Origin of the sequence: Streptomyces murinus (genome assembly GCF_002154555.1) — a bacterium.
GTDB classification, from domain to species: Bacteria; Actinomycetota; Actinomycetes; order Streptomycetales; family Streptomycetaceae; genus Streptomyces; species Streptomyces murinus.
Map to the genome: position 1 here is coordinate 1 of NZ_MUNF01000292.1, position 12,313 is coordinate 12,313.

The following is a 12,313-nucleotide window of genomic DNA, read 5'->3' on the forward strand; positions in this document are numbered from 1 at the left end:
GGGCGACGGCACAAGCGGCGGCACAGGTGACGGCAGGGGCGACGGCACAAGCGGCGGCGAGCGGATCGTCGTCCACGCGCGCCCCGACCGGCAGACCCCGGACGCCGTGGCCGCCGCCGCCCTCGGCACCGCCCTGGGCACTCCCCTGGTCGACCTCGACCCCGACGGGGAGGTCGTACGGCTGCTGGTGCCCGCCGGACGGGAACCCGCCCCGGTGCCCGGCTGGAGCCTCGGGGTCAGCGCGCCCGCGGGGCCCGGCGGCTGGCCGGCCGCCGACGCCCAGGCGGCCCGCGCCCTGGCCCGCGCCCGCGCCACCCGCGTCCCGCTGGTCCGGCACGACGCCCGCCCCGGGCTGTCCGGGCTGGTGCCCGAGACGGCGGCGCGGGCCCATGCCCAGGCCCTGCTCGCGCCGCTCGCCGCGCAGCCCGCGCTGACGGACACCCTCCGCACCTGGCTCTCCCTGCACGGCAGTTGGGACCGCACCGCGGTCGCGCTCGGGGTGCACCGCAACACCGTGCGGCAACGCGTCGCCCGCGGCGCCCTGCTGCTCGGCGCCGACCTGGACGACCCGGACGTACGCATGGAGTTGTGGTTCGCGCTGCGGCACTCCTGACACCGCGCACCCGCCCGGGCGAAGGTGATACCCGTCCCAGCGGGCGAAACCTCTGGGACGCCCGCGCCGGGCTGCCCCACAATGGGTGCCATGCCGATATCCGGGACACCCAGCCGCGCCCAGCTCGTCGACCACCTGGTGAGGACCCGTATCGCGGGGGACGTCGCCACGCCCCGCGAGAACAACCTCTCCCACTACCGGCTGCTGGCCAACGGCGACCGCAACTTCTGGCTCGGTCTGGAGCTGGGCGACCGCTGGGCGGACGAGCAGGACGTGCTCGCGGTGATGGCCGAGCGGGTGGGTGTCAATGACGACCCGGAGTACCGGTTCGGCCAGGACACCATCGACCCGGAACTGACCGTGGACGGCCTGGACCGCCTCGCGGCGCGGCTGCGCAAGGCCGCCGAGGGGCGCGAACGGGTGCTGTTCGCGACCGGTCACCCGGGCGGGCTGCTGGATGTGCACCGGGCCACGGCCGCCGCGCTGCGCACCGCCGGCTGCGAGATCGTCGTCATCCCGGACGGGCTCCAGACGGACGAGGGGTACGTCATGCAGTTCGCGGACGTGGCCGTCCTGGAGCACGGCGCGACGCTGTGGCACACGCACTCCGGGGAGCCGATGCGGGCCATCCTCACCGGACTTGAGCGGGCCGGACGGCCGCTGCCGGACCTGGTGGTCGCCGACCACGGCTGGGCCGGGTACGCCGCGCAGCACGGCCTTGACTCGGTCGGCTACGCCGACTGCAACGACCCCGCGCTGTTCCTCGCCGAGTCGGAGGGCACCCTCCAGGTCGCCGTGCCGCTGGACGACCATGTGGTCAGCCCGCGCCACTACGACCCGATGACCGCGTATCTGCTGGCCGCGGCGGGTCTGACCGAGGACTGAACGAAGGCCGGTCTCAACGAGGCCGACTGAACGGGGCCGGTCTCAACGAGGCCGGGGACAAAGGGATGTGCGGCCCCGCGCGCGGGGCCGCACATCGTGTCACATCGGGTCGGGACCCGGCTCAGCGACCGTGGCCTCCGCCGCCGTGGCCTCCACCGCCGTGGCCTCCACCGCCGTGGCCTCCGCCACCGTGGCCTCCGCCACCGTGGCCGCCTCCGTGGCCGCCGCCGTAGCCTCCATGGCCACCGCCGTAGCCACCGTGGCCGCCATAGCCACCGTGGTCTCCGTGGCCATAGCCGCCGTAGCCGCCGTAGCCCCAGTCGTCATCGTCGTTGCCCCACCAGCCGCCATGTCCTCCGCGACCGTGGTCACCGTGGCCGCCGTGGCCGCCGCCCCAGTCACTGCTGTAGGAGCTGTGAACGTTGGACGGGCTCGCCGAGGCGGTGCCCGCCGCGCCGATCGCGGCTCCGCCTGCCAGCAGCAGGCCGGTGGCGGACATCGCGACGAGGCGCCGCGTGCGTGTTGCTCGCATGGGAATAACCTTCCATCGTCTCTCGCGGCCCCCCTGGGGGAACACGGCGAGGTGGATGGCCGCCGCCGCACGGAAAGACGCGCGGCGCGGTCTTCGGATGTCACCGCGAGATCAATGTGTGGCACGGTACGTCTGTACGGTCGACGCCTGCGGCCCACCCGGACACTGGCGCGTCATCAGGTGCCGCGGCTGAGGTCAGAGGTGTCCCGAAACCTCGCCGGCCGCTCATACCGTGCATTCGCGGCTTTCACTCACTGAGCCTAGTACCCCACACGTCACTTGGCACCTCAGGAAACCAATCCACGCCCGGCTAGCGCGGGACGCGGACGACGCCCTCCTGGATGACGGTGATGGCCAGCTGTCCGTCCTGGGTGTATATGCGGGCCTGGCCGAGGCCGCGGCCGCCGTGCGCGGAGGGCGACTCCTGGTCGTACAGCAGCCATTCGTCGGCGCGGAAGGGACGGTGGAACCACATCGCGTGGTCCAGGGAGGCGCCCACCACGTCGCCGACCGCCCAGCCGCCGCGGCCGTGCGCGAGCAGCACGGAGTCGAGCAGGGTCATGTCGGAGACATAGGTGGCGAGGACGACGTGCAGCAGCGGGTCGTCGTCCAGCTTGCCGTTGGTGCGGAACCACACCTGGCTGTGCGGCTCACGCGGCTCGCCGAAGCGGCCGTACGGCGGCTCGTCCACGTATCTGAGGTCGACCGCCTCGCGTGCCTCCAGGAAGCGTTCCACCACGTCGGGCGCGAGATGGCCGTAGCCGCGCAGCCGCTCGTGGGAGGTCGGCAGGGTCGCCGGGTCGGGCGCCGACGGCATCGGCGCCTGGTGTTCGAGACCCTCCTCGTACGTCTGGAAGGACGCCGAGAGATGGAAGATCGGCTTGCCGTGCTGGACGGCGACCACGCGGCGGGTGGTGAAGGACCGGCCGTCGCGGATGCGGTCGACGGTGTAGACGATGGGCGCGCCGGGGTCGCCGGGGCGCAGGAAGTACGCGTGCAGGGAGTGGGCGGGACGGTCCGCGGGGACCGTGCGCCCGGCGGCGACCAGCGCCTGCGCCGCGACCTGCCCCCCGAAGACACGGGGGACGACGGCGGAGCGGGACCGGCCGCGGAAGATGTCCTCCTCGATCTGTTCGAGGTCGAGCAGATCGAGGAGGTCCTGGAGTGCCTGGCTCATGGCGATCAGTTGTACCGGGCGGTGATTGCCGGGTCCTTACAGACCCATGTCCTTGGCGATGATCGTCTTCATGATCTCGCTCGTGCCGCCGTAGATGCGGTTGACGCGGTTGTCCGCGTACAGGCGGGCGATCGGGTACTCGTTCATGTACCCGTAGCCGCCGTGCAGCTGGAGGCAGCGGTCGATGACGCGGTGCGCGACCTCGGTGCAGAACAGCTTGGCGGAGGCGGCCTCGGCGGGGGTCAGCTCGCCGGCGTCCAGGGCCTCGGTCGCACGGTCGGCGACGGCCTCGGCGGCGTCCACCTCGGCCTGGCAGGAGGCCAGCTCGAACTTGGTGTTCTGGAAGTGCGCGACCGGCTTGCCGAAGACGGTGCGCTCCTGGACGTACTGCTTGGCGAACCGGACGGCGGCCTTGGCCTGCGCGTAGGCGCCGAAGGCGATGCCCCAGCGCTCGGAGGCCAGGTTGTGGCCGAGGTAGTAGAAGCCCTTGTTCTCCTCGCCCAGCAGGTCCTCGACGGGGACCTTGACGTCCACGAAGGCCAGCTCGGCGGTGTCGGAGGTCTTCAGGCCGAGCTTGTCCAGCTTGCGGCCGACGGAGTAGCCCTCGGACTTGGTGTCCACCGCGAACAGGGAGATGCCGTGGCGGCGGTCCTCGGCGGTGGGTGCGGCGGTGCGGGCGCAGACGATCACCCGGTCGGCGTGCACACCGCCGGTGATGAAGGTCTTGGCGCCGTTGAGGACGTAGTGGGTGCCGTCCTCGCTGAGCTTGGCGGTGGACTTCATGCCCGCGAGGTCGGAACCGGTGCCCGGCTCCGTCATCGCGATGGCCCACATCTCCTCGCCGGTGACGAACTTCGGCAGGTAGCGCTTCTTCTGCTCGTCCGTGGCCAGCATCTTGATGTACGGCAGGGCGAGCAGCACATGCACGCCGGAGCCGCCGAACTGGACGCCCGCGCGGGCGGTCTCCTCGTAGAGGACGGCCTCGAACTTGTGGCTGTCCAGGCCCGCGCCGCCGAACTCCTCGGGGACGTTGATGCCGAAGATGCCCAGCTCACCGAGCTTGTAGTAGAAGTCGCGGGGCGCCTGGCCCGCCGCGAACCACTCGTCGTACACCGGTACGACCTCGGCCTCGATGAAGGCGCGCAGGGTCTCCCGGAACGCCTCGTGATCCTCGTTGAACACCGTACGGCGCACGCCGTCCACCTCCACGTACCTCGGGCATGCCGGAAAGGGGCATGTCTAAGCGCTTGCTCATCCGAGCGTACCGGCGGGTAGGGAGGGCGTCCAGGGTGAGGTGCGCCACGGATCCGGTGGCACTCCGGTCAGTTGCCCGCTTTGCCGTAGCGCCGGAAGGCGGACGTCTCGACCGTCCAGGGCCCGAAGGGCACGGAATCCCCGTAGATGTACGAGTCCTTCCGGGCGTAGCGACCCTTGCACGGGTCGGAGTGGACCTCGATGGTGCCGGTGCGGGGGTCCACGATCAGGTAGTGCGCGATGCCCATGGCGGGGTAGTCGGCCAGCTTCTCGATGTAGTCGTTGGTGGGGTTGGAGGGGGAGACGATCTCCACCACGGCGAGGACCTGGGTCGCGTCGACGGCGAGGCCCTCCTCGTCCAGGACCGCCTCGGGGATGACCGTCGCGTCGGGAAGCCGCATGCGACCGATCGCCGGGTGCTCGATCTCCGGCCCGCTCGCGCAGATGTGGCCGGGATGTGTGGTGCGGAGCTGCTCGTCCAGCTGCATGCAGATGCGGTGGACCGTGCCCGCGTGCCGCTTCGACGGGCGCATCATGGCCAGTATCGGGCCCGACGGTCCGATCTCCACGCTCCAGGCCCCTTCGAGCCGCTCCGCGTAGGCACCCAGCTCCTCGGCGATCGCGCGCATCTTCGCGTACTCCATGACCCGATCCTAGTGGCCCACGTCACTCTCCCGCCGCCGCGAACGCCCCCCGCGCCATCCGGTGCAGCAGCGCCGACATCGCCCCCCGGCCGGGGAGGGTGCCCGCGCGGCCCAGGTGGGGGGTGGAGTTGAGCAGGCCGAAGACCGAGTGGACGGCGGAGCGGGCGGTCGGCTCGGTCAGCGCCGGGTAGACCTCGCGGACCACGCCGACCCAGAGCTCGACGTACTGCCGCTGGAGCTGGCGCACCAGCTTGCGGTCGCTGTCGCGCAGCCGGTCCAGCTCGCGGTCGTGCAGGGTGATCAGCGGCCGGTCGTCCAGGGCGAAGTCGATATGGCCCTCGATCAGGGAGTCCAGGACCGCGGTGGCGCGGGCGTCCCCGTCGGCCTCCGCGAGCCGCCGCCTGGCCCCGGTGAGCAGCTGGCCGCTGATGCCGACCAGGAGCTCGGCGAGCATCGCGTCCTTGCCGGGGAAGTGCCGGTAGAGGCCGGGGCCGCTGATGCCGACGGCCGCCCCTATCTCGTCCACGCCGACGCCGTGGAAGCCGCGCTCGGCGAAGAGGCGGGCGGCCTCCTTGAGGATCTGCTCGCGGCGGGTCGGGGCGTCGGTTCTGGCCATGAAGACGATTCTAGACAGCGCGGTTAGCGGTCGTTAACCTGAAGGAAATGGTTAACGCTCATTAACCGGTTCGAGCACCGGGTGAGGGGACCGCAGGATGCAGGAGGCACCGGAACTCCGGAGCGCGGCGGAGCCCGCGTCGGAGGCCTGGCGGGCCAATGAAGGGGCCCATCTCGCGCTGGTCGAGGAGCTGCGCGGCAAGCTCGCCGCGGCGGCGCTCGGCGGCGGGGAGCGGGCGCGGGCCCGGCACACCGCGCGCGGCAAGCTGCTGCCGAGGGACAGGGTCGACACACTCCTCGATCCGGGCTCACCGTTCCTGGAGCTGGCCCCGCTCGCGGCCGACGGGCTGTACGACGGGCAGGCGCCGGCCGCCGGGGTGATCGCCGGGATCGGCCGGGTCAGCGGGCGCGAGTGCGTGATCGTCGCCAATGACGCGACCGTCAAGGGCGGCACGTACTACCCGATGACGGTGAAGAAGCATCTGCGCGCCCAGGAGGTGGCCCTCGACAACCGGCTGCCCTGCGTCTATCTGGTCGACTCCGGCGGCGCCTTCCTGCCGATGCAGGACGAGGTCTTCCCGGACCGCGAGCACTTCGGGCGGATCTTCTACAACCAGGCCCGGATGTCCGGCGCGGGCATCCCGCAGATCGCGGCCGTCCTCGGCTCCTGCACGGCGGGCGGCGCGTACGTCCCGGCGATGAGCGACGAAGCGGTCATCGTCCGCAATCAGGGCACCATCTTCCTGGGCGGCCCCCCGCTGGTGAAGGCGGCCACCGGCGAGGTGGTCACGGCGGAGGAGCTGGGCGGCGGCGAGGTCCACTCCCGGATCTCCGGCGTCACCGACCATCTCGCGGAGGACGACGCGCACGCCCTGCGCATCGTCCGGAACATCGTCGCCACCCTCCCGGCCCGGCAGTCGCCGCCCTGGGAGGTCACCGCGGCGATCGAGCCGAAGGTGGACCCGGCCGGGCTGTACGGCGCGGTGCCGGTCGACTCCCGCACGCCGTACGACGTCCGGGAGATCATCGCCCGTGTGGTCGACGGCTCCCGGTTCGCCGAGTTCAAGAGCGAGTACGGCCAGACGCTGATCACCGGTTTCGCGCGCGTCCACGGGCACCCGGTCGGGATCGTCGCCAACAACGGCATCCTGTTCGCCGAGTCCGCGCAGAAGGGCGCGCACTTCATCGAGCTGTGCGACCAGCGCGGCATCCCGCTGGTGTTCCTCCAGAACATCTCCGGCTTCATGGTGGGCAAGGACTACGAGGCGGGCGGCATCGCCAAGCACGGCGCCAAGATGGTGACCGCGGTGGCCTGCACCCGGGTGCCCAAGCTGACGGTCGTGGTCGGCGGTTCGTACGGCGCGGGCAACTACTCGATGTGCGGCCGGGCCTACTCCCCCCGCTTCCTGTGGATGTGGCCCAACGCCAAGATCTCCGTCATGGGCGGCGAGCAGGCCGCCAGCGTCCTCGCCACGGTCAAGCGGGACCAGCTGGAGGGCCGCGGCGAGAGCTGGTCCGCCGAGGACGAGGAGGCGTTCAAGGCGCCGATCCGCGCGCAGTACGAGACCCAGGGCAACGCCTACTACGCGACCGCCCGGCTGTGGGACGACGGTGTGATCGACCCGATGGAGACCCGCCAGGTGCTCGGACTCGCCCTGACGGCCTGCGCCAACGCGCCACTGGGAGAGCCCCAGTTCGGCGTCTTCCGGATGTGAGGAGGGGAATCGTGTTCGACACAGTGCTGGTCGCCAACCGGGGCGAGATCGCGGTACGGGTCATCCGTACGCTCCGCGAGCTGGGCGTGCGCTCGGTGGCGGTCTTCTCCGACGCCGACGCGGGAGCGCGGCACGTCCGGGAGGCCGACACGGCGGTCCGGATCGGCCCGGCGCCCGCGGCCGAGAGCTATCTGTCGGTGGAGCGGCTGCTGGAGGCCGCGGCCCGCACCGGCGCGCAGGCCGTCCACCCGGGCTACGGCTTCCTCGCCGAGAACGCCGCCTTCGCGCGGGCCTGCGAGGAGGCGGGCCTGGTCTTCATCGGCCCCTCGGCCGACGCCATCGCGCTGATGGGCGACAAGATCCGCGCCAAGGAGACGGTGGAGGCCGCCGGAGTGCCGGTGGTCCCCGGCGGCCGTGACCCCGAACTCGCCGAGGCCGCCCGCGCCTTGGGCCCGCCGGTGCTGCTGAAGCCGTCGGCCGGCGGTGGCGGCAAGGGCATGCGCCTGGTGCGGGACCTCACCGTCCTGGACGAGGAGATCGCCGCCGCCCGCCGCGAGGCCCGCGCCTCCTTCGGCGACGACACCCTGCTGGTGGAGCGGTGGATCGACCGCCCCCGGCACATCGAGATCCAGGTGCTGGCCGACGGCCACGGCAATGTCGTGCACCTCGGCGAGCGCGAGTGCTCGCTCCAGCGGCGCCACCAGAAGATCATCGAGGAGGCGCCCAGCGTCCTCCTGGACGAGGCCACGCGCGCGGCGATGGGCGAGGCGGCCGTGCAGGCGGCCCGCTCCTGCGGCTACCGCGGCGCGGGCACCGTGGAGTTCATCGTGCCGGGCGGCGACCCCTCCCAGTACTACTTCATGGAGATGAACACCCGGCTCCAGGTCGAGCACCCCGTCACCGAGCTGGTGACCGGCCTCGACCTGGTCGAGTGGCAGCTGCGGGTGGCCGCGGGCGAGCCGCTGGGCTTCACCCAGGACGAGGTGACGCTGACCGGCCATGCCGTCGAGGCCCGTATCTGCGCCGAGGACCCGGCCCGCGGCTTCCTGCCCTCCGGGGGCACGGTCCTGCTGCTGGACGAGCCGGGGGGCGACGGCGTGCGCACCGACTCCGGGCTCAGCGAGGGCACCGAGGTCGGCAGCCTGTACGACCCGATGCTCTCCAAGGTGATCGCGTACGGCCCCGACCGCGCGACCGCGCTGCGCAGGCTCCGGGCGGCGCTCGCGGAGACGGTCACGCTGGGCGTGCAGACGAACGCGGGCTTCCTGCGCCGGCTGCTCGGCCATCCGGCCGTGGTGGCGGGCGAGTTGGACACCGGCCTGGTGGAGCGGGTCGTGGCCGACCTGGTCGGCACGGACGTACCGGAGGAGGTGTACGAGGCGGCGGCGGCCGTACGGCTGGAGGCGCTGAAGCCCACCGGCGAGGGCTGGACCGACCCCTTCTCGGTGCCGAACGGCTGGCGGCTCGGCGGCACCCCGAAACCGCCCGCCTTCCCTCTGAAGGTCCAGGACCCGGTGACGTACACCCCGCGCGGCACCGCCACCGTCACCGGCGACACGGTCGCGGTCACCCTCGACGGGCTGCGGCACACCTTCCGCCGCGCCGGTGACTGGATCGGCCGGGACGGCGACGCCTGGCAGGTGCGCGACCACGACCCGGTGGCCGACTCGCTGAACCGGGCGGCGCACGCGGGCGCCGACTCGCTGACCGCGCCGATGCCCGGCACCGTGACCGTCGTCAAGGTCGCCGTCGGGGACGAAGTGACCGCCGGGCAGAGCCTGTTGGTGGTGGAGGCGATGAAGATGGAGCACGTCGTCTCCGCCCCGCACGCGGGCACCGTCGCCGAGCTGGACGTCACACCGGGCAGCACGGTCGCCATGGACCAGGTGCTGGCCGTCATCGCGCCGAAGGAGGAGACGGAGTGAGCGCCGAGCAGCTGCCCATGGTCGTACCGGCCTCGGACCTGCCCGCCCGGGTGCGGATCTACGAGGTCGGCGCGCGCGACGGGCTGCAGAACGAGAAGGGCGCCGTACCGACCGAGGTGAAGGCGGAGTTCATCCGCCGCCTCGCGGAGGCGGGCCTGACCACGATCGAGGCGACGAGCTTCGTGCACCCCAAGTGGGTGCCCCAACTCGCCGACGCGGAGGAGCTGTTCCCGCGGGTGCGCGAGCTGCCCGGGGTCGAGCTGCCCGTCCTGGTGCCCAACCAGCGCGGTCTGGACCGGGCGCTGGCCCTCGGCGCCGACCGCATCGCGGTGTTCGCCAGCGCCACCGAGTCCTTCGCCAAGGCCAACCTCAACCGCACGGTGGACGAGTCCCTCGCGGTGTTCGAGCCGGTGGTGCGCGGGGCCAAGGACGCGGGCGCGCGGGTGCGCGGCTATGTCTCCATGTGCTTCGGCGACCCATGGGAAGGCGCGGTCCCGCTGCATCAGGTGGCCCGCGTCTGCACCGCCCTGCGGAACATGGGCTGCGACGAGCTGAGCCTCGGCGACACCATCGGCGTGGCCACCCCCGGGCATGTCCAGGAACTCCTGAACCTGCTCAACGAGGAGGGCGTGCCGACCGACGAGATCGGCGTGCACTTCCACGACACCTACGGCCAGGCGCTCGCGAACACCTACGCGGCCCTGGAGCACGGCGTGACGACGGTCGACGCGTCCGCCGGCGGGCTCGGCGGCTGCCCGTACGCCAAGTCCGCCACCGGCAACCTCGCCACCGAGGACCTGGTCTGGATGCTGCACGGCCTGGGCATCGAGACCGGCGTCGACCTCGGCCGGCTGACCGCCACCAGCGTGTGGATGGCCGCCCATCTGGACCGGCCCAGCCCCTCCCGCACCGTCCGCGCCCTCTCCCACAAGGACCAGTGATCAGCATGGACCACCGCCTCAGCCCCGAGCTGGAGGAACTCCGCCGTACGGTGGAGGAGTTCGCGCACGATGTCGTGGCGCCGAAGATCGGCGACTTCTACGAGCGGCACGAGTTCCCGTACGAGATCGTCCGCGAGATGGGCCGGATGGGTCTGTTCGGGCTGCCGTTCCCGGAGGAGTACGGCGGCATGGGCGGCAACTACCTGGCGCTCGGTATCGCCCTGGAGGAACTGGCCCGGGTGGACTCCTCGGTGGCGATCACCCTGGAGGCCGGTGTCTCGCTCGGCGCGATGCCCATTTACCTCTTCGGCACCGAGGAGCAGAAGCGCGAGTGGCTGCCCCGGCTGTGCGCGGGCGAGATGCTCGGCGGCTTCGGTCTGACCGAGCCGGACTGCGGCTCGGACGCGGGCGGCACCCGTACGACGGCCCGTCTCGACCCCGACACCGACGAATGGGTGATCAACGGCACCAAGTGCTTCATCACCAACTCGGGTACGGACATCACCGGGCTGGTCACGGTCACCGCGGTCACCGGCCGCAAGCCCGACGGCAGGCCGCTGATCTCCTCGATCATCGTGCCGTCCGGCACCCCGGGCTTCACGGTGGCGGCGCCGTACTCCAAGGTGGGCTGGAACGCCTCCGACACCCGTGAGCTCTCCTTCGTGGACGTACGGGTGCCCGCCGCCAACCTGGTCGGCCAGGAGGGCCGCGGGTACGCCCAGTTCCTGCGCATCCTGGACGAGGGCCGCATCGCGATCGCCGCCCTGGCGACGGGTCTGGCGCAGGGCTGTGTGGACGAGTCGGTGAAGTACGCCAAGGAGCGGCACGCCTTCGGCCGGCCGATCGGCGCCAACCAGGCGATCCAGTTCAAGATCGCCGACATGGAGATGAAGGCGTACACGGCGCGGCTCGCCTGGCGTGACGCGGCGTACCGGCTGGTCGCAGGTGAGCCCTTCAAGAAGGAGGCGGCGATGGCGAAGCTGTACTCCTCCACGATCGCCGTCGACAACGCCCGTGAGGCCACGCAGGTCCACGGCGGCTACGGCTTCATGAACGAGTACCCGGTGGCCCGGATGTGGCGCGACTCCAAGATCCTGGAGATCGGCGAGGGCACGAGCGAGGTGCAGCGGATGCTGATCGCACGGGAGTTGGGGCTCGCGGGCTGAGCCTGCCGAAGCACGGGTGAGGGGCATCTCCGCCGGCGTCCCGGTGGACATGCCCCTCACTCCTGTTCTACGGCCTGGTCACGGCGTGGTGGTGCAGTACGCGTAGGCCGTGACCGTGCCGGAGAGGAGACCCGTGAGGCCGGTCGCCGTCACGTCCCACTGGTTGGGGTTCCCGTCGTCGGCCCGGGAGACGGTGACCTGGATCAGGTCCGAGGACAGCGAGTAGCCGCCGCTGAGCAGCACGGTGCCCGCCGGGCAGGTCGCCGTCGCGGTGACGGACCCGAGCAGCGGCGTGACGGTGACGGGGGTACCGGCCACGGCCTGGGTGTCGGTGGGTCCGGCGGGACCGGTGGGACCCGTGGCGCCGGTCGCGCCGGTGGCACCCGTCGGACCGGTGGCACCCGTCGGGCCCGTGGGACCCGTGGGACCGGTGGCTCCGTCGGCACCCGTGGCGCCCGTCGCACCGGTGGCACCCGTCGGACCGGTGGGACCTGTCGGGCCGGTGGCACCGTCGGCACCCGTGGCACCGGTGGCACCCGTCGCACCGGTCGGGCCCGTGGGACCCGTCGGACCGGTGGCACCATCGGCACCCGTCGCACCGGTGGCACCCGTCGCGCCCGTCGGACCCGTCGGACCGGTGGCACCGTCAGCACCCGTGGCGCCGGTCGCACCCGTCGCACCGGTCGGACCCGTGGGACCCGTGGGACCCGTCGGGCCAGTGGCGCCATCGGCACCCGTCGCACCCGTGGCGCCGGTCGCACCCGTCGGACCAGTGGGACCCGTCGGGCCAGTGGCACCATCGGCGCCCGTCGCGCCGGTGGCACCCGTCGCGCCCGTCGGACCCGT

General features: G+C 72.2%; 12 protein-coding genes. 6 read left to right on the forward strand and 6 right to left on the reverse strand.

The features are described from left to right. A partial coding sequence (locus CCN72_RS18430; RefSeq protein WP_143664130.1) for a helix-turn-helix domain-containing protein occupies positions 1-613 on the forward strand: 613 nt, incomplete at its 5' end. 90 nt (positions 614-703) lie between these two features. After that, positions 704-1,498: a phosphatase gene (locus tag CCN72_RS18435; protein WP_085564847.1), complete on the forward strand. Its 795-nt coding sequence runs from the start codon at positions 704-706 to the stop codon at positions 1,496-1,498. 99 nt (positions 1,499-1,597) lie between these two features. On the opposite strand, the gene CCN72_RS39995 is transcribed toward CCN72_RS18435, so the two are convergent. The 5 genes from CCN72_RS39995 to CCN72_RS18455 form a co-directional block, all read right to left on the reverse strand. Further along, the gene (locus tag CCN72_RS39995) at positions 1,598-1,774 is read right to left on the reverse strand and encodes a hypothetical protein (RefSeq protein ID WP_158101367.1); all 177 of its coding nucleotides are present in this window, start codon (positions 1,772-1,774) and stop codon (positions 1,598-1,600) included. Positions 1,775-2,340: 566 nt separating this feature from the next. Beyond that, the gene (tesB, locus tag CCN72_RS18440; protein ID WP_086808468.1) at positions 2,341-3,207 is read right to left on the reverse strand and encodes an acyl-CoA thioesterase II; all 867 of its coding nucleotides are present in this window, start codon (positions 3,205-3,207) and stop codon (positions 2,341-2,343) included. Positions 3,208-3,243: 36 nt separating this feature from the next. Next, on the reverse strand, positions 3,244-4,401 hold the full coding sequence (locus CCN72_RS18445; protein ID WP_037651920.1) for an acyl-CoA dehydrogenase family protein: 1,158 nt from the start codon (positions 4,399-4,401) through the stop codon (positions 3,244-3,246). Positions 4,402-4,529: 128 nt separating this feature from the next. Further along, positions 4,530-5,105, reverse strand: a complete 576-nt coding sequence (locus tag CCN72_RS18450; RefSeq protein ID WP_086808469.1) for a Uma2 family endonuclease — start codon at positions 5,103-5,105, stop codon at positions 4,530-4,532. Positions 5,106-5,127: 22 nt separating this feature from the next. Further along, positions 5,128-5,721, reverse strand: a complete 594-nt coding sequence (locus CCN72_RS18455; RefSeq protein ID WP_085564850.1) for an SACE_7040 family transcriptional regulator — start codon at positions 5,719-5,721, stop codon at positions 5,128-5,130. Positions 5,722-5,818: 97 nt separating this feature from the next. On the opposite strand from CCN72_RS18455, the gene CCN72_RS18460 reads away from it, so the two are divergent. From CCN72_RS18460 to CCN72_RS18475, 4 genes are read left to right on the forward strand one after another with little or no spacing between them, the layout of a single operon-like run. Further along, entirely contained in the window at positions 5,819-7,435 is a 1,617-nt protein-coding gene (locus CCN72_RS18460) for a carboxyl transferase domain-containing protein (RefSeq protein ID WP_086808470.1), read from the forward strand. A gap of 11 nt (positions 7,436-7,446) precedes the next feature. After that, on the forward strand, positions 7,447-9,360 hold the full coding sequence (locus tag CCN72_RS18465) for an ATP-binding protein (RefSeq protein WP_086808471.1): 1,914 nt from the start codon (positions 7,447-7,449) through the stop codon (positions 9,358-9,360). A 17-nt stretch (positions 9,361-9,377) separates the two neighbouring features. Continuing rightward, on the forward strand, positions 9,378-10,301 hold the full coding sequence (locus tag CCN72_RS18470) for a hydroxymethylglutaryl-CoA lyase (protein ID WP_208638037.1): 924 nt from the start codon (positions 9,378-9,380) through the stop codon (positions 10,299-10,301). Between the two features lie 5 nt (positions 10,302-10,306). Further along, on the forward strand, positions 10,307-11,467 hold the full coding sequence (locus CCN72_RS18475; protein WP_086808475.1) for an acyl-CoA dehydrogenase family protein: 1,161 nt from the start codon (positions 10,307-10,309) through the stop codon (positions 11,465-11,467). Positions 11,468-11,545: 78 nt separating this feature from the next. Here the strand turns inward: CCN72_RS18475 and CCN72_RS40615 are convergent, their stop codons facing one another. Further along, a complete protein-coding gene (locus CCN72_RS40615; RefSeq protein WP_086808473.1) occupies positions 11,546-11,785 on the reverse strand; it encodes a hypothetical protein in 240 nt (79 codons plus the stop codon). Positions 11,786-12,313: the final 528 nt, after the last annotated feature.